The organism is Curtobacterium sp. PhB137 (assembly GCF_003814955.1).
GTDB lineage: Bacteria > Actinomycetota > Actinomycetes > Actinomycetales > Microbacteriaceae > Curtobacterium.
In genome coordinates this window covers 319,777-341,234 of sequence record NZ_RKQO01000007.1, presented here as the reverse complement: position 1 = coordinate 341,234, position 21,458 = coordinate 319,777, and the positions used below count along the sequence as shown (strand labels likewise).

Here is a 21,458-nt window from a genome sequence, read left to right as displayed (position 1 = left end):
GGCCCATCCAACACCCGGTGACTCAGGAGTCGGTGAGCTTGCTCCCGCACGAGTAGGCCGCCGCGGTCACCGCGTCGAGCGCCGGCAGCGCGGCCGCGCGCGACGAACCGATGGCGTAGAACGCGAAGGTCAGGCGCGATCCGTCCGCGGCGTCGATGTACCCGCCGAGGGTGTTCGCGCTGTCGATCCACCCGGTCTTCGCGTGCACCTTGCCGCGGGCGACGGCGTTCGCGCCGGTGAAGCGGCTGGCCAGCGTGCCGGACTGCCCCGACACGGGCAGAGCGTTCGCGAGGGTACCGAGGCCCTTCGCACCGGCGGCGACCTGCACCATGAGGTGGGCGACGAAGTTCGGCGACACCGCGTTGGCGGCGCTCTCGCCCGAGCCGTCCTTGATGACGATGCCGGCCGGGTCGACGCCGTAGGAGCCGAGCGCCGACTGGTACACCGAGGTCAGCGACGCCGCCGACCCGTTCGAGCCGGACTCCTTCGACGACACCCGGGCGAGCATCTCGGCGAGGGTGTTGTCCGAGTTCGGGATCATCTGCCCGATCAGTGTCGACACCGGCTGCGACGACACCGTCGCGATGGTGTCCGTGCTGGTCGTGGCGCGCTTGACGATCTGTGCCGACCCCGCCCCGGCGACCCCGGCGTTCGCCAGTGCCGTCCGGAACGCGGTGCCCGCACGGCCGACCGGGTCCTCGGACCGGGGCGAGGTCGCCGCCGCCGGGTTCGCCCGGTCACCGTCGACCATGAGCGCGGTGATCTCCGGCTGGTACCCGATCGTGCGCTCGGACACCGGCCACGTGGGGTCCCACGCGTCGGCGTCGCTCCAGTACGTGTCGTCGGTGACGATGGTGGTGACGGGGGTGTCGCCGACCTTCGCCTTGACCTGCTGGGCGAGCTGCGCGAGCGTCGGGGCCCCCGGGTAGACCGTGCCGTTGCCGGCGGACAGGGTGGCGTCGCCGTGCCCGACCAGCGCGATGGTCCCGCCGGACTCCTGCGTGACCGTGGTCGGGATGCGGTGGTCGCCGCCGAGCACCGCGAGCGCCGTCGCCGTCGTCAGGGTCTTCATGACGCTGCCGGTCTGGGCGGCCTTGTCGCCGTCCTTCGAGAACAGGACCTCGCCGGTCTTCGCGTCCATGACGTACCCCTCGAACGCACCGAGACCACTCGCCGACGCCGCGCCGGCGATCGAGCAGGTGCGCAGGGCGGAGGGGCCGGCCGGGTCCTTCGGCACGGCGCGGGCGTCCGGGGTGGGTGTCGGCGTGCTCGTCGGTCGCTTCGCGGTGGCGGTCGATCGGCTCGGCGTCGAGGTCGCGCGCGACGTGGTCGCCGGCGCGGCCGTCGTGCCCGTGTCCGGTGTCATCGCCGCGGCGACCGCGACGGCCCCGCCCGAACCGACCACGAGCAGGGCCGCGAGCCCACCGGCGATCCAGGGCACCGGGCGGCGCACGGCGGAGGCGCGCGCGGCTGCGACGGCGGCGCGGACACGCTCCGGTACGGAAGGCGGGGTGGGCTGCTGCTCGGACATCGCGACCGATCCTACGGAACTGCGGCAGGAGCCTCCAGGCCGGATCGTCCCGATGTGGACGACGCGACCCGGATCAGGGCGCTGTGGAGGCGTCGTCCGCGGGGTAACGCACGCCGACCTGGTGGCGGGCCTCGTCCATGACGGCCATGATCGCGACCGACTGTTCGGCGTCCATCGGACCGCCCTCGTGCACGCCGGACGTGACCATCGCCTCGAACGCGCGCGCCTCGTGGCCGTAGCCGGCGAGCTCCTCGCGCGCGTCGAACTCCTCGACCACGACGCCGTCGCGGTCCCGGATCCGCCACGTCGTCGGGGTGTACCAGGTCGAGTCGACGTCGATGCGCCCCGACTCGCCGATCACCGAGGCCGTGTTCGGGCTGCGCACGTCCATCCCGAAGTGGATCACCGACTGTGCACCGCCGTCGTGCGTCAGGACGATGCCCATCTGCGTGTCGACACCCTGCTCGCTCAGCGTGCCGGCCGCGACGAGCGAGGTGGGCACCCCCAGCACGTCGACGGCGAAGGACACCGGGTACACGCCCAGGTCCAGCAGGGCTCCACCGCCGAGGGCGGGATCGCGCAGCCGGTGCGACGGGTCGGTGGGCAGGGCCTGGTGGTGCGTCGCCTCGACGAGCACCGGCCGGCCGATGCGCCCCTCGGCCAGGACCTCGCGGATCATCGCCATCTGCGGCAGGAACCGGGTCCACATCGCCTCGGTCACCGCGACGCCCGCTCGACGGGCAGCATTGACCACGGTCCGCGCCTCGGCCGCCGTCATCGTGAAGGCCTTCTCGACGAGGACGTGCTTGCCGGCGCGGATCGCGAGCAGGGCGTCCTCGGCGTGCCGGACGTGCGGGGTCGCGACGTACACGGCGTCGACCGTGTCGTCGGCGACGAGGTCCTCGTAGGAGCCGTGCGCCCGTGGGATGCCGAACTCCGCCGCGAACGCCTCGGCACCGTCGCGGGTGCGGCTGCCGACCGCCGTGAACTCGATGCCCGCGGCGACGCAGTCGCCCACGAAGGACCGGGCGATGCCGCCCGTGCCGATGACTCCCCAGCGAACCGTCATGCGGCCATGTCTACCAGGACTGGCCGCAGCACTTTGGTATGGACTCCACTGGTGATTGCCAGCTAACGTGCTCCACGATCCCCCATCCGGGGGTCACTCCTCCCCGAGTCGAAGGTGTGCAGGTCCTCCATGCGCCGTTCCGTCCTCTCCGTCGTCGCCACCAGCGCCGCGATCGTCCTCACGTCCACCCTCGTCGGCGGTCCGGCCAACGCACACGGGTGGGGCGACCCAGGACACGGACCGGGACACTCGCCGGGGCACTCCGCCGACGCCGGCCTGACGCCGCGGACGCACTTCACGATGGCTGCCGACGGCACGTCCGGTGCGACGCAGGGCGGCGAGGGCATCCCGAACATCGACTCCGTCAAGAAGACCATCGCCACCTACTACGGCGACCCCGGCACCGGACTCGCGAACCGCACCGACTCCCCCTACATCCGCGAGATGCGATCGATCGTCGCCCGCCAGGGAGCGTCGCTGCAGCGCATCCACGACCATGCCGTCCGGCACGGCGAGAAGCCCGCGATCGTCCTCGACGCCGACGACACCACCCTGTGGACGTACGACATGGAGGTCGCGGACATGCACTTCGTCTTCGATCCCGCACGGCAGGACGAGTGGGTGCAGGACGAGCGCTTCGCCGCCACCCCGTCCATGGTCGGCTTCGTCAACCGCGCCGCCGCGATGGGCTTCACCGTGTTCGGACTGACCGGCCGGAACGACGACCAGAAGACCGCGACCGTGCAGAACCTGTCGAAGGTCGGCTACACCGCCTTCACCGAGGACCGCTTCTTCACGAAGTGGACCGGCAAGGGCGCCTCGCAGCAGCCGTCGTACGTGACCTGCGCCGCCGCGAGCTGCACGACCGTCGAGTACAAGGCGCTGACCCGCAAGCACATCGAGCAGGACCTCGGCTACGACATCACGCTGAACATCGGCGACCAGTGGAGCGACCTGCAGGGCGGGTACGCCGACCGGTCCCTCAAGCTGCCGAACCCCACCTACTACCTCCCCTCGGCCGACCTGCCCGGCGTCTCCGAGCCCCGGCTCGCGCCCCGCACACAGTTCACGATGGCTGCCGACGGCTCCTCCGGTGCGACCCAGTCCGGTGAGGGCATCCCGAACATCGACTCCGTCAAGAAGACCATCGCCACCTACTACGGCGACCCCGGCACCGGACTCGCGAACCGCACCGACTCCCCGTACATCCGCGAGATGCGGTCCCTCGTCCGGCGGCAGGCCCCCGTCGTCGCCGCCCAGTGCGCCGTCGGCCGCAAGCTGCACCGCAACCCCGCGATCGTGCTCGACGCCGACGACACCACGCTCTGGACCTACGACATGGAGGTCGCGGACATGCACTTCGTGTTCGACCCTGCACTGCAGGACGAGTGGGTGCAGGACGAACGGTTCCCCGCGACCCCGTCGATGACCTCGCTCGTGTCGATCGCACAGCGTTCCGGCTGCACGGTCATCGGGCTGACCGGCCGGAACGCCGATCAGGAGACCGCCACCATCGACAACCTGCAGCGCGTCGGCTACCCGCAGTTCTCGGCGACGAAGCGCGGCACCGAGACGTACTACACGAAGTGGACCGGGGTCGGGGCGTCGCAGCAGCCGTCGTACATCACCTGCGCCACGGCGAAGTGCACCACCGTCGAGTACAAGTCGCAGACTCGGGCGCACATCGAGTCACGATCGGGCGGCCGCTACGACGTGGTCGCGAACTTCGGCGACCAGTACAGCGACCTGCTCGGGGGCTCGGCGGACCGCAGCGTCAAGCTGCCGAACCCGACGTACTACCTGCCCTGACCCTCAGCGCCGGTGCTTGCCGAGTGCGGCGTCGGGCGCGGCCATCGGGTGGGTGCGGAACCAGCGCAGCAACGCTCGCGCCTTGCTGGTGTCCGCACTCCGGTCGCCGTCGGACAGGAACGTGTCGAAGCCATCGGGGAGCGCGGTCTCGTGGTCGCGGTCGAACGCCATCGTCCACTCGCCGAACCGCGGCGTGTGGATCCGCTCCTCGACGAGCAGCCCGACGTCGGTGTGCCGGGGGTCCTCGGTGATGCGCTGGTACGTCTCGAGGACCGCGGCCTCAGGACCCTCGAGCAGCTGCATGAAGCGGCCGTCCTTGTACACGAGCAGACCGGACAGGCCCGATGCGGCGTTCCGGGCCCTGGCGTGTTCGAGGAGCGCGTCGAGGCGGGGCTGGTCGAAGGGTTCGTCGGCGGCGCTCATGTAGACGAGTGACAGGAGCATGACGACCTTCCGAACGGAGAACACGGCTTCGGTTCGATCGTCCCGCACGACGGAGGTCCGGCGCAGCCCCAGAACGGGGAGCGGGCCGGCGCGGCCCGGCGTCACCGCGCGTCGGCGCGGCCCGGGCTCACTGCGCGTCGTAGGTGCGGACCCAGTCGATCTGCAGGTGGCCGGCCTTGCCCCAGTCGCCGACCTGCACCATGTAGCGGTGCGGGGTCGTCGGGACGTTCCGCGCGACCGTGAAGACGAGCTTGCCGTCGAGGTAGTAGTGGATCGCCCGCCCGGGGATCCACTCCGTCGTGTAGGTGTGCCAGTCCCGCCAGGACACCCGGGTGTTGTAGTTGTCCGACGCCTTCTCGTCCCCGGGCAGCATCGAGTGGTGGAACACCCGCGGCGAGCCGTCGAAGTTGCCCTCGGGGTAGTTGAGTTCGCCGTCCGCCCAGTCGTTCGACGTCGGCCAGAGCATGATCGCTGCGCCGTTCTTGTCGCCGCCGGTGGCACGGGCGCGGACGCTGAACGACCCGCCGACGTGCGACCAGGCGTCCTCGGGCGTGCCGAACGTTCCGGCCGAACCGTGCTCGCCGTCGAGGGCGATGTCCATGTACCCGTCGTGGGCGCTGACCATCTTGCTCGACCAGTACTTGCCGCCGGTGCCGTCCGGGTACGGCTGCCACGACTGCGCGTACGTCGCCGCGAACGGGCCGTTCGCCGCAGCCGGCGTGTCGAAGTCCACCGAGAAGGTCGGCGTGCGCCCGATGGTCGGATCGGTGGCCACCGTGGTCGGGTGCGGCGTCGGGGTCGCGCTGCTGCTCGATCCACCGGCCGGGGCCGCCGATGACGTCGCCCGCGACTCCGGTACCGCGGCGGCCGTGATGGCCAGCGCAGCAGCCGCAGCAGCCACCAGGACGACGGTCGTCGCACGCTTGAACACGGTACCTCCGTCGGTCGTCCGCCGAGGGGTACGGGGCGGTGCAGGTGGTCGGTCGCGGGGATCCCCGCGTCCTGACGAGGCTAACCCGCGGCCTCCTCCGCTGTCTGGTCCGGAGCCAAGGGGTGCGGTTTCCCGCAGATGCAGAAATCCCCGGTCAGGACCTGTTGCAGATCCGTGACCGGGGACGTGTTCTGAGCCGCCTGTCGGAATCGAACCGACGACCTATTCATTACGAGTGAATCGCTCTACCGACTGAGCTAAGGCGGCGCGCTCGCTCCGAACCCGGAGCGGCACGATCAATGACTATACAGGTTCAGACGAGTGAACGCGAAACGAGCACGCCGAGCTCGGCGAAGGACCTGCGGAGCTCGTCGACCAGGTGCGAACCGGCCTCGGACCCGGACCACTCCCACCACGCGTGCCGGAGCGCACCGAGCGCCACGATCGACGCCAGGCGCGCCCGACGACGGAGCGCATCGGGGTCTGCGGCGAGTTCGGGGTCCTCGCGTTCGAGCCGCCGGGCGACCGCCGCCTGGATCTCGGCCTGGAACTCCTTCATCGACTCCATGCGACGGCTGAAGAGTTCGGGGTTCGCCCGGAGCACCTGCTGCCGCTCCTCGATGAGTCCGCGTTCCTCGATGAGCTCCTGCGTCGAGTGGACGAGCAGTGCGCCGAGGTCCGACAGCAGGTCGCCGCCCGGTCCCCCGTCGACGAACTCCTGCAGCGCGGCGTCGTCGGGCAGCTCCGGGTCGTCCCCGAGGATCGCCTGTTCCTTGCTCGGGAAGTAGTTGAAGAACGTGCGGGGTGAGACGTCGGCGCGACGCGAGATCTCGTCCACGGTGACCGCTCCGAGGCCGTCCTCGATCGCGATGCGGAGCGCGGCCGCCTGGATGGCGCGGCGGGTGGCGCGGCGTTTCCGTTCGCGCAGGCCGGGTTCAGCGTCGGGCATGCCGCGATTGTCCCATGCCCCACTCGTCGCGGGGAGAGTCCGTCACGGTCAGTGCCGGACGCGGGCGATCGTGACGAGCAGCGCCTCGAGCGCGAGCAACGCCGCCACGTTCGCCGCGATCCGCTGCCGGGCGAGGGCGATCGCGTCGAGCACCTCGAGCGCCGCGGCCGGCGTGACCGACTGCAGGGCCTGGTCGAGGTGGTCGCGCATCGCCAGGTTGACGGGTTCCGCCGGGGCACCGAGACCGAGCAGGAGCAGGTCGCGGTACAGCGAGGACACGTCGACCAGGATGCGGTCGAGACCGTCGCGCAGGCTGCGGGTCGCACGGCGCTTCTGGTCGTCCTCGAGCAGCCGGAGCTGCGAGCGGAGGGCCGGCGGGATCGTCCCGCCGGGTTCGATGCCGAGCGATCGCAGTGCGGCGTCGCGTTCTTCGGAGTCGCGCTGCTGCGTGATCGCCTTGGCGTCCTCGTCGGCGACGGCGAGCAGGTCGGCGGCGGCCATCACGGCGTCGCCGACGCTCCGGACGCCGAGCACGGTCGTCAGGGTGCGGCGGCGACGATCGCGGGCGTCCTCGCTCGTGGCCAGGCGCTGCGCCATGCCGATGTGGCTCTGCGCCTGCCGTGCTGCGTCCATCGCGAGGGCGCGGTCGATGCCGGTGCGGGCGACGAGCAGGTCGGCGACGGACTCGATGCCGGGGACCCGGAGGCGTACGGAGCGGACGCGCGACCGGATGGTGGGCAGCAGGTCGGCTTCACTCGGGGCGCAGAGGATCCAGACGGTGCGCTCCGGAGGTTCTTCGAGCGCCTTGAGCAGCAGGTTCGAGGTGCGTTCCGTCATGCGGTCGGCGTCCTCGATGATGACGATGCGGTACCGCCCGACCGAGGGCGAGTAGTACGACGAGGTCACGAGCTGCCGGATCTCGTCGATCGTGATGATCACGCGCTGCGTCGTGAGCACCGACACGTCGGGATGGGTCTTCGCGGTGATCTGCTGCAGGGTGTGGTCGTCGTCGGGACCGTTGCCCACGAGGGCCGCGGCGAACGCCGTCGCCACGTTCGACCGGCCGGACCCGGGCGGCCCCGTGATCAACCACGAGTGCGTCATGCCGCCGGTGCCGTCGGTCGACTCCGCGGCGTTCCGGAGGGAGGCGACTGCTTCTTCCTGACCGGTCAGGCCGTCCCACACGCTCACGGGACCATCCTGTCAGCGACCACCGTCATGCGGGCGACCACCACCATGCGGGCGACCACGGTCATGCCGGGTCGATCGCGACGAGCGGGGCGACCGCGGCACGGATGGCACGCTGCACGTCATCGGTGGATCCGCCGGCGTCGACCACCAGGAAGCGGTCGGGCTCGGCCGCCGCCATGTCCAGGAAGGCCCGTCGCACCGACTCGTGGAACGCCTCGGCCTCGGACTCCAGGCGGTCGAACGTGTCGCCACGGGCCGCGGCAACCCGGGCGCGTCCGACCGTCACGTCGAGGTCGAGCAGGATCGTCAGGTCCGGCGCCAGGCCGTCCGCCGCCCACTCCGACACCGAGCGGATGTGTTCGGCGCCGAGGCCGCGCGCGACGCCCTGGTAGGCGACCGACGAGTCGATGTAGCGGTCCTGCAGCACGACCTCGTCGCGGGCGATCGCGGGACGCACGACCGTCTCGACGTGGTGCGCGCGGTCGGCCGCGTACAACAGCGCCTCGGCCCGGGGCGACACGTGCCCGCGCTCGTGCAGCACGATCTCGCGGATCCTGAGGCCCAGGTCGGTGCCGCCAGGCTCGCGGGTGCGCAGGACGGTGCGGCCGTGCTCGACGAGCCACGCCGAGAGCAGCTCGGCCTGGGTCGTCTTGCCCGCGCCGTCGCCGCCCTCGAGCGTGATGAACCGTCCGGTCACTTCTTCTTCGCCGGCGCCCGTCGGGCCGGCGTCTTCTTCTTGACCGGGCCCTTGGCGCGCTTGTCCGCGATGAGCTGGACCGCACGGGCGTGGTCGACGGCCTCGACGTCCTCGCCCTTCGGGATCGTCGCGTTCGTCTCGCCGTCGGTGACGTAGGGGCCGAAGCGGCCGTCCTTCATCTTGATCGGCTTGCCGGACACGGGGTCCGCCTCGAACTCCTTCAGCGCGGAGCTCGCGGCACGGTTCCCGCCGTACTTCGGCTGCGAGAAGATCTCGAGCGCACCGGGGAGGTCGATGTCGAAGATCGCGTCCTCGCCCGGGAGCGTCCGGGTGTCCGTCCCCTTCTTCAGGTACGGGCCGTAGCGACCGTTCTGCGCGGTGATGTCGTTGCCGGTTTCCGGGTCCTGTCCGACGACGCGGGGCAGGTCGAGGAGCTTCAGCGCGGTCTCGAGGTCGACGGTCGCCGGGTCCATCGACTTGAAGAGCGAGGCGGTCCGTTCCTTGGGCGCCGCGGCCTTCTTCGTCGTCTTCTTCGCCGGGGCCTTCTTCGCCGGGGCCTTCTTGCCGGTCGTCGTCTCGGCGGAGGCCTCGGCTGCTGCGGGCTCCGGGGCGGCGGCCGCGGCGTCGACGACCTCGCCGGTCTTCGGGTCGACGGTGGGCTCGGGCTCCGGGGTGCGCTCCGTGACGTAGGGGCCGAAGCGGCCGTCCTTCGCCAGGACCTCCTTGCCCGTGTCCGGGTTGATGCCAACGACGCGGTCGCCGATGACGGGGGCGTCGACGAGTTCCTTGGCCTTCTCGACGGTCAGCTCGTCGGGTGCCAGGTCCTCGGGGACGTTGACGCGACGCGGCTTCTCCGGGTCGTCGCTCGGCACCTCGATGTAGGGGCCGTAACGACCGATCCGCAGGGTGAGGCCCGGTGCGAGCTCGACCGAGTTGATCTCACGCGCGTCGATCTCGCCGAGGTTGTCGATGACGGTCCGCAGGCCGCGCTGGTCGTCGTCGCCGCCACCGAAGTAGAAGCCCTTGAGCCAGTCGACCCGGTCGGCGTCGCCGCGCGCGATCCGGTCGAGGTCCTCTTCCATCTCGGCGGTGAAGTCGTACTCCACCAGTTCGCCGAAGTACTCCTCGAGCAACCGGACCACGCTGAACGCGATCCAGTTCGGCACGAGCTGGGTGCCGCGCAGGGACACGTAGCCGCGGTCGATGATCGTCGGGCTGATCGTCGGGTAGGTCGACGGACGCCCGATCCCGAGCTCTTCCAGCGTCTTGATGAGGCTGGCCTCGGTGAAGCGCGGCGGGGGCGTGGTGTCGTGCCCCTTCGCCAGCACGTCGTGCACCTCGAGGTGCTCGCCCTGCTTGACGTCGGGCAGTGCGACGTCCTGACCGGCACGTTCGCTCGACTCGTGGCGGTCTTCGTCGCGGCCTTCTTCGTAGGCGCTGAGGAACCCGCGGAAGGTGATGACGGTGCCGGACGCGGTGAACTCGGCGTCCGTGCCGTTCGCGGTCGACGTGATGCCCTCGACCGACTCGGCCGACGAGATACCGAGCACGATCGATGCGGTCGACCCCTTGGCGTCCGCCATCTGGGAGGCGACGGTGCGCTTCCAGATGAGGTCGTAGAGCCGCCACTCGACACCGGTGAGCGTGCCCTGGAGCTCCTGCGGAGTGCGGAAGGAGTCGCCCGAGGGACGGATCGCCTCGTGCGCCTCTTGCGCGTTCTTGCTCTTGCTCGCGTACAGACGGGGCTTGTCCGGCACGGTCGCGGCGCCGTACAGGTCGGCCGCCTGCTTGCGGGCCGCGTCGATCGCCTGCTTCGAGAGCGAGACCGAGTCGGTACGGATGTAGGTGATGTACCCGTTCTCGTACAGCGTCTGTGCTGCACGCGCCGTCTGCCGCGGCGACAGGCGCAGCTTGCGCGCTGACTCCTGCTGCAGGGTCGACGTGGTGAACGGTGCCGCCGGACGGCGGGTGTACGGCTTCGAGTCGACGCTGCGGACGGTGGCGTCCCCGGCGCGCTCGAGCACGGTGGTCAGCGAGGCGGCTGCGGCCTCGTCGAGACGTACGACGTCACCGCTGAGCGCACCGCGGTCGTCGAAGTCGCGCCCCGAGGCGACGCGGGTGCCCTGGATCCGGGCGAGTCGCGCCGAGAAGGAGGACTCCCCCGTCTTCTCGAACCGAGCGGAGAGGTCCCAGTAGTTGGCCGAGACGAAGGCGAGCCGCTCGCGTTCGCGGTCGACCACGAGCCGGGTCGCGGCGGACTGCACACGACCGGCGGAGAGGCCGGGAGCGACCTTGCGCCACAGGACCGGCGAGACCTCGTACCCGTAGAGGCGGTCGAGGATGCGGCGGGTCTCCTGCGCGTCGACGAGGGCGGTGTCGAGCTCACGGGTGGCCTCCTGCGCCCGCTGGATCGCCTCCTTCGTGATCTCGTGGAAGACCATCCGCTTGACGGGGACCTTCGGCTTGAGGACCTGGAGCAGGTGCCACGCGATCGCTTCACCCTCGCGGTCTTCATCTGTTGCGAGGTAGAGCTCGTCGGCATCCTTGAGCGCACGCTTGAGTTCGGCGACCGTCTTCTTCTTGGCGTCGGACACGACGTAGTACGGCTCGAAGCCGTTGTCGACGTCCACCGAGAACTTGCCGAGGGAGCCCTTCTTGAGCTCGGCCGGCAGGTTCTTGGGCTCGACGAGGTCGCGGATGTGTCCGACCGAGGCCTGGACTTCGTATCCGTCACCGAGGTATTGCGCGATCGTCTTCGCCTTCGCAGGGCTCTCGACGATCACGAGCTTCTTCGTGCCTGGCACGTGTCTCCTTGATCCGTGGTGCTGGTCGGCCCTGGACACGAACGTGTCCGGGTCGCCCGGGACATCGGTGACCGGTGGCCGACAGGCACACCATACACACCGTGGTCGGGGTGGTCGTCCGCCGGACCGGCGACCGCGGATGCGCCGACGGCGAACGGTCCGGAGCCGACGACCACCCGCACCCGGGCCGTCGCGGCGGCGAGGTCGCAGGCCACGAGGGCCGAGCCGTTCGCCCGTGCGACCCGCTCGGCGACGTCGCACGGCGAGCCGGTCAAGAGTCCGATGGACGTCGCAGCGGCCGAGGTCGCGGCGGCGTCGGCGGCATCCCCGGCCCGGACCGCCTGCGTGCGGTGTCCGGCGGCGGCGAGCGCTGACGACGCGACGAGCACCCCGACGCCGAGGACGGCGGCGACGAGCACGGTCACCGAACCGCGCTCGGGGTCAGCGTCCCCCGGCCGCAGCACACGCCGTCGCCCGGAGCGGCAGCGCCGAGAACGGACCGGTGCCGCCGCGCGTGGCGTCGACGCACACCAGGTCGTCGGTGCGCCGGATCGTGACGGAGGATCCCGGCGCGATCCGCTCGGCGGCGGCGAGTCCGACGGCGTCGTCCCCGCGCCCGACGCCCCGCGCAGCCGCCGCGGCGGCCGACTGCAGGCGTCCTTGTCCGTCGACGACCAGCACGGCCGCGACGAGCAGGGTGAGGACGAGTGCGACGGCGGGCAGCACGACCGCGAACTCGACCGTGACCGAGCCCCGGTCGGAGTCCCGGTCGGGGCGCCGCGCCTGGTCACAGCGAGAGGGCACCGCGGACGAGCTCGGTGAGGATGGTCTGCACCTCGCCCGAGCGCATGACGGCGACGAGCACGCCGGCGAACGCCACGGCGGCGAGGATGACGACCGCGTACTCGGCGGTCGCGGACCCCTGGTCGTCCTGCGCGACGGCGCGGAGCCGGTCGACGACGCGGCTGGTGCGATGGATTCGGTTCGGGGTGGTGCTCATTTGTTCGTCCCTTCTGTTGCGGTGATCCCAGCGTGGCGCGGGGCCACCGCACGATCGGGGCCTCGAGCGGCATCTGTGGAGAGGTCATCGCGCACCGACGACGGTGGAGGAGAGGACGCCGACCACGACGGGAACCACCCCGACGAGCACGAACGCGGGCAGGACGCAGACACCGAGCGGCAGCACCAGTCGGACGGCCAGGCGCTCGGCTGCGGCGAGGCCGGCGGCAGCAGCGTCGTCACGGACGTCCTCCGCGGCGCGGCGCAGCAGTCCCGCCGCGGGCACGCCCGCTCGCACGGCCAGGTCGAGGACCTCGCGCAGGCGAGCCACGTCGGCAGCCGGCGGGACGATCCCGTCGGCGGCACGACGGACCGCCTCGCCGGCGGCGATCCACGAACCACCGCCCGAGACGGCCACCGCCCAGGCGTCGAGGACGACCCCGGGCACGCGTCCGTCCGGCGTCGCCGACCGGACGAGCCGCGCGGTCCAGGCGCGCCCGGACAGGACGAGCACGGCGGCGAGCGCCGAGCAGACCCAGCCGAGCGGCGAGCCCGTGAGGACCTGCACGGCTCCGGACCCCCACGCGGCCCCGAGTCCGAGGCCGAACAGCGGCAGCGCCAGGACGACGCGGGCACTGGAGCGCGGGCCGGCGAGGGCGACCCGGATCGCCCGGTCCGACGCGGCCGATCGGCGGAGCGCGCCGGCGAGTGCCCCGAGCGTCTCCGCGACGGGGGCGCCGGTCCGGTCCGCGACCCGCAGGACGACGGCGATGTCCGCGGACGCGGGAGCGGTCCCTGCGGGGAGCCTGCCGACGAGCTCCCAGGCCCGCGGCGGCGGGACCCCGGCGGCGACGAGCGTCGCGACGCGGTCCAGGGTGCCGGCCACGCGCGCCGGGTCGAACGGCGCGGGACGCCGGACCCGACGTCCCAGGAGCGACCCCCTGCTCACGGTGCCCCGTCCACCGGGCGCACCCCGAGCCTCCCGTCCGACCCGACGTGGAACGCGCCCACCGCAGCGAGCCGTCGTCCGCCTGCCCGACGCTCGACGTGGAGCACCAGGTCGAACGCGCTGACCGCTTGTCGGGCGAGCGCCTCGACGCCGAGCCCAGCGAGGGCGCCGAGCGCCTCGAGCCGAGCGGCGACGTCCGCGACACCGTTCGCGTGCACGGTGCCGGCGCCCCCGTCGTGGCCCGTGTTCAGCGCGGACATGAGCTCGCGGACCTCGGCGCCCCGGCACTCCCCCACGACGATCCGGTCCGGGCGCATCCGCAGGGCCTCACGCACGAGCCGGTCGAGGCCGAGCGCGCCGACGCCCTCGGCGTTCGCCTGCCGCGCCTCGAGTGCGACCACGTGCGGATGGGCGATGCGCAGCTCGGCGACGTCCTCGACCGTGACGATCCGCTCGTCGGCCGGGACGGCGCCGAGCATCGCGGCGAGCAGGGTGGTCTTGCCGCTGCCGGTGGCACCGGTGACCAGGACGTTGCGGCGCTGGTGCACGGCGGCCTCGACGACGGAGCGCGGCACGTGCTCGAAGGTGCCGGCGCGGTCGAGTGCGGCGAGGGTCGGCCGGGCGGGGTGTGGGAGCCGGATCGAGATCGCCGTGCCACCGACCGAGACCGGGGCGAGCACGACGTGCACCCGGATCCCGTCGCCGTGCCGGACGTCGGCGCACGGCGTGGTCTCGTCGACGTGGCGTCCGCCGAGCGCCACCAGCCGCGTGGCGAGCTCCCGGGTGCGCGCCTCGCTCAAGCGCGGCGCGGCGGCTTCGAGTCCGCCGCCACGATCGGTCCAGGTGCCGACGCCGCCGACGACCAAGACGTCGGTGACCCCGGCGTCCGTCACGAGGCCGGCGAGTTCCTCGAACTCGACGACACCGTGCGTTCGGCGCCGAAGGGCGGTGGCAGCAGCCCCGGGCGGAACAGGCCCGACCCCGGGCGGAACAGGCCCGGACCCGGGCGGGACAGGCCCGGCCCCGGGCAGAACGGACCCGGCCCCGGGCAGGAACGGTCCGGCCCTGGGCGGAACAGGCCCGGACCCGGGCAGGAACGGCGTGGCACGGTGACGGTGCATGACGCCAGAGCGTAGGAGGAGAGCCGTTTTCGGCATCCGGTGCCACAACCAGCTTGTGGAGAGGTAAGCGCCGATGGCACCAACGGACCGATTTGTCCCCCGAAACGGAAAGCCGTACCCCACTCGGCGAGGAGCGCCCGACGCAGCGCGGCGACAGACCACACGAGCAGGTCCCCTCGATCACGGGCACCGGGACGGAGTAGCAATTGCTACGAGTCGGTCGGACGCTCCATGCGTGAGCATGTACCGGTCTGTCCACTCGACCGGCGTCCCCGTGCGGATCGCCGCCGATCGTCGGCGGCCGGCGAGCGCTGATCGCTCGAGCCGGACCCCGGACAAAAGAAGAGGCGGCACCGGTTGGGGGGAACTGGTGCCGCCTGGACATCGAAGGATTGGGGGGAATCCGATTCGATGCCGCCGGAAACGAGTCCAGCAGGAACTACTGTACCCCACGATCCGCCCCTCGGGGCAACCCCCGACACGACCGCCGGGCGTGCCGCCGCGACCAGGACACACCGGTGTGCGCCGTCGCGGCCCCGCTGCCCCAGACCCGCGCCTGCCGCCGCGGCCCCGCGCCCCCGCTCCCGGGCCGCCGCTCGTCACGGAACCGCACAGCACCCGGGCCGCCGCTCGTCACGCAACCGCGCAGCGCACGGGCCGAGGGGTAGTCTCCGTGGCGCACCCTGAGGACGCAACGACGCGAAAGGACATCGATGTCCACTCCGACCCAGACCGACCACCGCGAGGACGACGGCGCCACCTTCCCGCCGACACCCGAGTTCGTCGCCGACGCCGTCGCGCGCGAAGACCTGCACGAGGCCGCCGCCGCCGACCGCGAGGCCTTCTGGGCCGAGCAGTCCCGCAGCCTGCTCGACTGGCGCACGCCGTTCACGCAGACCCTCGACTGGTCCGGCGCCCCGTTCGCGAAGTGGTTCGCCGACGGCTCGCTCAACGTGGCCGAGAACTGCCTCGACCGGCACGTCCGCGCGGGCAACGGCGACCGGGTGGCGATCCACTTCGAGGGCGCACCCGGCGACACCCGCCGGATCACCTACGCCGAACTCACCGCTGAGGTCCAGCGCGCCGCGAACATGCTCACCGACCTCGGCGTCGAACAGGGCGACCGCGTCGTCGTCTACCTACCGCTCATCCCCGAGGCCGTCGTGACGATGCTCGCCGTCGCCCGCATCGGCGCCGTGCACTCCGTCGTCTTCGGCGGGTTCAGCGCCGAGAGCCTCCGCGCCCGCATCGAGGACGCCGGCGCGAAGCTCGTCGTCACGGCGGACGGCGGCTGGCGCCGTGGCGCGGTGTCAGCGCTCAAGCCCGCGGTCGACGAGGCACTCGAGGGCGAGGGCACCGACAGCGTCGAGCACGTCCTGGTCGTCAAGCGCGGCGGCAACGAGATCGCTTGGAACGACCGTGACCTGTGGTGGCACGACGAGGTCGCGAAGGCCGCCCCGGAGCACACGCCAGAGGCCTTCCCCGCCGAGACCCCGCTGTTCATCCTGTACACCTCGGGCACGACCGGGAAGCCGAAGGGCATCGTGCACACCTCCGGCGGGTACCTGACCCAGGCGGCGTACACGCACAAGAACGTGTTCGACATGCACCCGGAGAAGGACGTCTACTGGTGCACCGCCGACATCGGCTGGATCACCGGGCACTCGTACGTCGTCTACGGCCCCCTGGCGAACGGCGTGACGCAGGTGCTCTACGAGGGCACGCCCGACGAGCCGAAGCCCGGCCGCTGGTGGGACATCGTCGACTCGTACGGCGTCACCGTCCTGTACACCGCGCCGACGGCGGTCCGTGCGGCGATGAAGGCCGGCCGCGAGATCCCCGAGGCCCGCAGTCTCGAGACCCTGCGCCTGCTCGGCAGCGTCGGCGAACCGATCAACCCCGAGGCGTGGAACTGGTACCGCCAGGTCATCGGCCACGACCGCACGCCCATCGTCGACACGTGGTGGCAGACCGAGACCGGCGCGATCATGATCTCCGCGCTGCCCGGTGTGACGAAGCTCAAGCCCGGCGCCGCGCAGACGCCGCTGCCCGGCATCGTCGCCGAGATCGTCGACGACGACGGCAACCGCGCCGACCCCGGCGAGAGCGGCTACCTCACGATCACGGAGCCGTGGCCATCGATGGCGCGCGGCATCTGGGGCGACCCGGACCGCTTCGTCGAGACCTACTGGTCGCGGTTCCCGGGCCGCTACTTCGCAGGCGACGGAGCGCGGCTCGACGGTCAGGGCGACATCTGGATCCAGGGCCGCGTCGACGACGTCATGAACGTCTCCGGGCACCGCCTGTCGACGGCCGAGATCGAGTCCGCCCTGGTCGGGCACGAGGGCGTCGCCGAGGCCGCCGTCGTCGGAGCCGCCGACGAGACCACCGGACAGGCGGTCGTCGCCTACGTCATCCTCACCGCCGAGGCCGCCGCCGACGTCGACCGCGAATCGGCATCGACCGAACTCCGCAACTGGGTGGGCAAGCGCATCGGCGCGATCGCGAAGCCTCGCCAGGTGGTCATCGTCCCCGAACTGCCCAAGACGCGCTCCGGCAAGATCATGCGGCGTCTGCTCCGCGACGCGGCCGAGGGCCGCCGGATCGGCGACACGACGACGCTGGCCGACCCGACGATCATGGCGACCATCGCGGAACTCATGTAGTCCGTGTCACGCAGGTGGGGCCTCCAGTCCATGTCGGACGGGAGGCCCCACCTGCGTTCGCTTCACTGCTGACGGTCCGTCAGGACGTCAGTTCCACCACCAGCTCGACCTCCACAGGAGCGTCCAGCGGCAGCACCGCCACGCCCACCGCGCTGCGCGCGTGGACGCCGGCGTCACCGAAGACCTCGCCGACCAGGGTGGAGGCGCCGTTCGCGACCCCGGGCTGGCCCGTGAAGGACGGCTCCGACGCGACGAACACGGTGACCTTGACGACCCGGGCGACGCGGTCGAGCGAGCCGGCGACCGACTCGACGGCGGCCAGGGCGTTGAGCGCGGCCACGCGGGCCTGCGCGGTGGCGGTCTCGGCGTCGACCGACGCCCCGACCTTGCCGGTGACGGGCAGTGCGCCGTCGACGAACGGCAGCTGGCCGGCCGTGTAGACGTACTGGCCGGTGACGACCGCAGGGACGTAGGCGGCGACGGGTGCGGCGACCGGCGGGAGCGTCAGCCCCAGCTCGGTCAGGCGGTCCGCGACGCTCATGCGTCGGCCTTCGGACGCTTGAGGTACGCGACGAGCCCACCCTCGGGGCCGGTGACGATCTGGACCAGCTCCCAGCCCTCGTCCCCGTAGTTGTTGAGGATGGCGGTGGTGTTGTGGATCATCAGGGGCGTGGTGAAGTACTCCCAGCGAGTCATGCGGTTCCTTGCCAGCCTTTCAGTCGTGGGTGTCGTTTAGGCTGCATCCTATGTCTGCCCAGAAGACGTCTGCCTCGCGGACCAAGCCCGTCTCAGCAGTCGGCGCCTTCATCGGATTCGTCGGGTTCAGTGCCCTCGCCGGCCTGCTCGTCACGATCGGGGTCACCCCGGCCATCGCGGTCGCCGGTGTCACGACGACGTCGACGATCGGTGTGTTCGAGTCGCTGCCGGAGTACATCGAGATCGGTGACCTGCCGCAGCGCAACGAGCTGTACGCGTACTCGGGCGGCAAGTCGGTGCACTTCGCGACGCTGTACGACCAGAACCGGCAGGAACTGAAGTTCGACCAGATCAGCGACCAGCTGAAGAACGCGGCCATCGACGGCGAGGACAAGCGCTTCTACAGCCACGGCGGCGTCGACATGACCTCGCTCATCCGCGCCGGCGTGGGCAGCATCGCCGGTGGACTCGGCGACTCGGGCGGTGGGTCGACGTTGACCATGCAGCTCGTCCGCAACATCAAGATGAACGAAGCGCTGAACCTCCCCACGAAGAAGGAGCAGCAGAAGGCCTACAACGAGGCCGTCGAGCAGACCATCCCCCGCAAGCTCGAGGAGATGAAGCTCGCGATCGGGCTGGCGAAGAAGTACTCCAAGAAGGAGATCCTCACCGCCTACCTGAACATCGCCTACTTCGGCGACCAGACCTACGGTGTGCAGGCCGCCGCGCAGCACTACTACAACAAGAGCGCGACGAAGCTGACCCCGGCCGAGGCCGCCTCGCTGATGGCCATCGTGCAGTACCCCGAGGCGCGCAACCTGTCGACGCCGAAGAAGTACGACGCCAACGTTGCCCGGCGCAACGTCATCCTGCGCTCGATGTACGACCAGAAGAACCTGACCGAGGCCGAGTACCGCACGGCCCGCCTGTCGAAGCCCGCGGACTACGTGCACCTGACGCAGCCCTCGCAGGGCTGCCGGGCATCGGTCGGCGACGGCTCGCAGTTCTTCTGCGACTACGCCAAGAAGGTCGTGCTCGAGATGTCGCAGCTCGGCTCGTCGCAGAAGGCTCGCGACACCGCGTGGCGGAACGGCGGCTACAAGATCCAGACGACGCTGAACATCGACCTGAACGCCGAGCAGAAGCAGCTCCTCAACACGTACGACAACAAGGCCGAGACGAACCTGGCGCTCGGTGCGACGCTCAACTCGATCGAGGCCGGCTCCGGCCGCATCGTCACGATGGCGCAGAACAAGGACTTCGACGAGTCGCTGAAGTCGGCACCGACGTCGACCTCGTTGAACTACAGCGTCGACTACAAGTACGGCAACTCCGGCGGGTTCCAGACCGGCTCGACGTACAAGCTCTTCACCCTGCTGGATTGGATCAAGACCGGCCACGGGCTCAACGAGACCGTCAGCGGTGCTGAACGTGTGGTCACGCCGTGGACCATCTGCGGTCAGACCGACTACACGAAGTTCGACGTCTCGAATGACGCTCCGGGCGAGGGCGGCAACTGGAGCGTGCTCGGGGCCACCGCTGGCTCGATCAACGGCGCGTTCGCGTCGATGGCCCAGAAGCTCGACCTCTGCGACATCCGGGACATCGCGCAGTCGCTCGGTGTGCACCGCGCTGACGGCGGCGAGCTGCAGTACCAGAACCCGTCGGCCATCCTCGGTACCAACGAGATCGCCCCGATGACGATGGCCGCTGCCTACGCCGCTGTCGCGAACAACGGCATCTACTGCAAGCCGATCGCCATCGACCAGATCACCTCGCCGTCCGGCAAGCAGCTCGGCGGCCAGACGAAGGACTGCCAGCAGGCAGTTGACCCGGCGTTCGCACAGGCTGCGATCTACGCCATGAAGGGCACGATCACCAGCGGTACCGCGCGCGGTGCACAGACGCCGGACGGCACCCAGATGTTCGCCAAGACGGGCACGACCGACGAGGCTGACCAGATCTGGCTCGTCGGCGCGAGTTCACGCGTCGCCACCGCCTACTGGCAGGGCAACACCGACGGCAAGAAGAACAACCTCCGGCACTACAGCAACGGGGTCAACGGCACGTACGCCGGATCCCGCGCCGATGTGTGGCGGCAGGCGATGACCGCGATCAATGCCACCTATCCCGCCGGTGCCTTCACCGACCCGCAGCCCACGGCGATCCGTGGCAACGCCAAGGCACTCCCGAACCTGCAGGGGAAGACCGCTGACGAAGCCCGCGCAGCGATCTCCGGCGCCGGCTTCACCTACGTCGACGGTGGCGCCCGCCCCGGCACCGGCAACCCCGGTTCGGTGTCGTCGACCTCGCCGTCCGCTGGTGCACTCCTGTCCTCCGGTTCGAGCGTGACGGTCTACACCTCGGACGGCTCGCAGGCCAACGTGCCGGAGATCGGCGGTGACTCGCTCGGCGATGCCCGCTCGGCGCTGAACGACGCCGGATTCGGCAACGTCAACGTGTCGGACGACTTCGCGAAGGGCGGCGGGAACAAGACGTGCAAGGTCGCAGCCGTCGAACCCGCGATCGGCGCTGCCGCCGACAAGAACGCCGACGTGAACATCCAGTTGTACGGCGACAAGAACGGCAAGGCGCCCAAGGACTGCAAGTGACCCGCGGTCGCGCCGCGCTCGGGGTCCTCGCAGCCGGCGCGGCCGTCGGCGCCGCCTCGTTCGCCTGGGGCTCGCTCGTCGAGCGTCGACGCTTCGGCATCCGGTGGGAGACCGTCCCGGTCCTCCCGCCGGGGTCGCGTGACGTCACGGTCCTGCACCTGTCCGACATCCACATGGCCCCGTGGCAGGCCGACAAGCAGCAGTGGCTGCGCGACCTGTCCCTGGTGGAGCCGGACTTCATCGTCAACACCGGCGACAACCTCGGGCACCCCACGGCGAACGCGGCGGTGGAGTACGCACTGGAGCCGTTCAGGGGTGTTCCCGGCGCGTTCGCGTACGGGTCGAACGACTTCTTCGGACCGTCGCCGCGCAACCCGCTGAAGTACTTCTCCGGCCCGAGCCGCATGCACAGCGAGGCGAAGCCCGTCGAGCTCGACATCGACCGGCAGACGGCGTTCTTCGAGTCCCTCGGGTGGCTCGACCTGAACGACCACGCCCGCGCCATCGAGCTCCGCGGCTCCCGGTTCGAGCTGTTCGGCACCTCGGACGCGCACCGCGACTGGGACCGGCTCGACCTGCTCCCCACCAACGTCGACGAGATGCGCGGCGAGGTGCCCTGGTCCGAGGACGAGGACGGCCCCGCTCCCGTCGCGATCGGAGTCACGCACGCGCCCTACCGCCGCGTGCTCGACGCCTTCGTCACCCAGGGTGCGGACATCATCTTCGCTGGCCACACCCACGGCGGCCAGGTCCAGGTGCCCGGGGTCGGTGCCCTCGTCACGAACAGCGACCTCCCCCGCCGGTACGTCAGCGGGCTGCACAAGTGGGAGCACCGGAACCACTGGTCGTGGCTCGAGGTCTCGGCCGGTCTCGGCACCTCGATCTACGCGCCGGTCCGGTTCGCCTGCCGGCCCGAAGCGGTCGTCGTCACCCTCACCGCCCGAACCTCCTGACGACGCGCCCGGGAGTTCGCCGGATGGTCGTGAGCAC

The 21,458-nt window shown here is 71.0% G+C and carries 19 protein-coding genes and 1 tRNA gene; 4 read left to right on the top strand and 16 right to left on the bottom strand.

Annotated features, from left to right (window positions below):
* Positions 1-22: 22 nt before the first annotated feature.
* Both dacB and EDF28_RS13715 read right to left on the bottom strand, forming a co-directional pair.
* The gene (dacB, locus tag EDF28_RS13720; RefSeq protein ID WP_123938668.1) at positions 23-1,531 is read right to left on the bottom strand and encodes a D-alanyl-D-alanine carboxypeptidase/D-alanyl-D-alanine-endopeptidase; all 1,509 of its coding nucleotides are present in this window, start codon (positions 1,529-1,531) and stop codon (positions 23-25) included.
* A 73-nt stretch (positions 1,532-1,604) separates the two neighbouring features.
* The gene (locus EDF28_RS13715) at positions 1,605-2,600 is read right to left on the bottom strand and encodes a Gfo/Idh/MocA family protein (RefSeq protein WP_123938667.1); all 996 of its coding nucleotides are present in this window, start codon (positions 2,598-2,600) and stop codon (positions 1,605-1,607) included.
* Positions 2,601-2,729: 129 nt separating this feature from the next.
* Between EDF28_RS13715 and EDF28_RS13710 the strand changes: the two genes are divergently transcribed.
* Positions 2,730-4,409, top strand: a complete 1,680-nt coding sequence (locus EDF28_RS13710; RefSeq protein ID WP_123938666.1) for an HAD family acid phosphatase — start codon at positions 2,730-2,732, stop codon at positions 4,407-4,409.
* 3 nt (positions 4,410-4,412) lie between these two features.
* On the opposite strand, the gene EDF28_RS13705 is transcribed toward EDF28_RS13710, so the two are convergent.
* The 12 genes from EDF28_RS13705 to EDF28_RS13650 form a co-directional block, all read right to left on the bottom strand.
* Complete coding sequence (locus EDF28_RS13705; protein ID WP_123938665.1) at positions 4,413-4,853, bottom strand: BLUF domain-containing protein; 441 nt, start codon at positions 4,851-4,853, stop codon at positions 4,413-4,415.
* A 127-nt stretch (positions 4,854-4,980) separates the two neighbouring features.
* Entirely contained in the window at positions 4,981-5,784 is an 804-nt protein-coding gene (locus tag EDF28_RS13700; RefSeq protein ID WP_123938664.1) for a glycoside hydrolase family 16 protein, read from the bottom strand.
* 194 nt (positions 5,785-5,978) lie between these two features.
* Positions 5,979-6,051: transfer RNA gene (locus EDF28_RS13695), tRNA-Thr, on the bottom strand.
* A gap of 46 nt (positions 6,052-6,097) precedes the next feature.
* Complete coding sequence (locus tag EDF28_RS13690) at positions 6,098-6,733, bottom strand: TetR/AcrR family transcriptional regulator (protein ID WP_123938663.1); 636 nt, start codon at positions 6,731-6,733, stop codon at positions 6,098-6,100.
* 48 nt (positions 6,734-6,781) lie between these two features.
* Complete coding sequence (locus EDF28_RS13685; RefSeq protein WP_123292158.1) at positions 6,782-7,924, bottom strand: DNA polymerase III subunit delta'; 1,143 nt, start codon at positions 7,922-7,924, stop codon at positions 6,782-6,784.
* A gap of 61 nt (positions 7,925-7,985) precedes the next feature.
* Entirely contained in the window at positions 7,986-8,621 is a 636-nt protein-coding gene (gene tmk / locus EDF28_RS13680; RefSeq protein WP_123938662.1) for a dTMP kinase, read from the bottom strand.
* Positions 8,618-11,425, bottom strand: coding sequence for a type I DNA topoisomerase (topA, locus tag EDF28_RS13675; protein ID WP_123938661.1), 2,808 nt, complete (start codon positions 11,423-11,425; stop codon positions 8,618-8,620). The genes tmk and topA overlap by 4 nt, the downstream gene beginning before the upstream one ends.
* A complete protein-coding gene (locus EDF28_RS19275; protein ID WP_185020917.1) occupies positions 11,401-11,850 on the bottom strand; it encodes a hypothetical protein in 450 nt (149 codons plus the stop codon). Before EDF28_RS19275 ends, topA begins: the two co-directional genes overlap by 25 nt.
* 16 nt (positions 11,851-11,866) lie before the next feature.
* Positions 11,867-12,229, bottom strand: coding sequence for a TadE family protein (locus EDF28_RS13665; RefSeq protein ID WP_123938660.1), 363 nt, complete (start codon positions 12,227-12,229; stop codon positions 11,867-11,869).
* Positions 12,213-12,425: a DUF4244 domain-containing protein gene (locus tag EDF28_RS13660; RefSeq protein WP_123938659.1), complete on the bottom strand. Its 213-nt coding sequence runs from the start codon at positions 12,423-12,425 to the stop codon at positions 12,213-12,215. Before EDF28_RS13660 ends, EDF28_RS13665 begins: the two co-directional genes overlap by 17 nt.
* A gap of 84 nt (positions 12,426-12,509) precedes the next feature.
* Complete coding sequence (locus EDF28_RS13655; protein WP_185094243.1) at positions 12,510-13,310, bottom strand: type II secretion system F family protein; 801 nt, start codon at positions 13,308-13,310, stop codon at positions 12,510-12,512.
* Positions 13,311-13,369: 59 nt separating this feature from the next.
* A complete protein-coding gene (locus EDF28_RS13650; protein ID WP_123938657.1) occupies positions 13,370-14,266 on the bottom strand; it encodes a CpaF family protein in 897 nt (298 codons plus the stop codon).
* A 941-nt stretch (positions 14,267-15,207) separates the two neighbouring features.
* Between EDF28_RS13650 and acs the strand changes: the two genes are divergently transcribed.
* Complete coding sequence (acs, locus tag EDF28_RS13645) at positions 15,208-17,160, top strand: acetate--CoA ligase (RefSeq protein ID WP_123938656.1); 1,953 nt, start codon at positions 15,208-15,210, stop codon at positions 17,158-17,160.
* A 79-nt stretch (positions 17,161-17,239) separates the two neighbouring features.
* Here acs and EDF28_RS13640 read toward each other — a convergent pair whose 3' ends face one another.
* Positions 17,240-17,701 (bottom strand): RidA family protein, encoded by a 462-nt coding sequence (locus EDF28_RS13640; RefSeq protein ID WP_123292150.1) that lies wholly within the window; start codon positions 17,699-17,701, stop codon positions 17,240-17,242.
* A complete protein-coding gene (locus EDF28_RS13635; RefSeq protein WP_017888699.1) occupies positions 17,698-17,856 on the bottom strand; it encodes a DUF4177 domain-containing protein in 159 nt (52 codons plus the stop codon). Before EDF28_RS13635 ends, EDF28_RS13640 begins: the two co-directional genes overlap by 4 nt.
* A 50-nt stretch (positions 17,857-17,906) precedes the next feature.
* On the opposite strand from EDF28_RS13635, the gene EDF28_RS13630 reads away from it, so the two are divergent.
* Positions 17,907-20,468 carry a transglycosylase domain-containing protein gene (locus EDF28_RS13630; RefSeq protein ID WP_123938655.1) on the top strand — a complete coding sequence of 854 codons (2,562 nt, stop codon included), beginning with the start codon at positions 17,907-17,909 and terminating at the stop codon, positions 20,466-20,468.
* Positions 20,465-21,421 carry a metallophosphoesterase gene (locus EDF28_RS13625; RefSeq protein ID WP_123938654.1) on the top strand — a complete coding sequence of 319 codons (957 nt, stop codon included), beginning with the start codon at positions 20,465-20,467 and terminating at the stop codon, positions 21,419-21,421. Before EDF28_RS13630 ends, EDF28_RS13625 begins: the two co-directional genes overlap by 4 nt.
* The last annotated feature ends 37 nt before the right edge of the window (positions 21,422-21,458 follow it).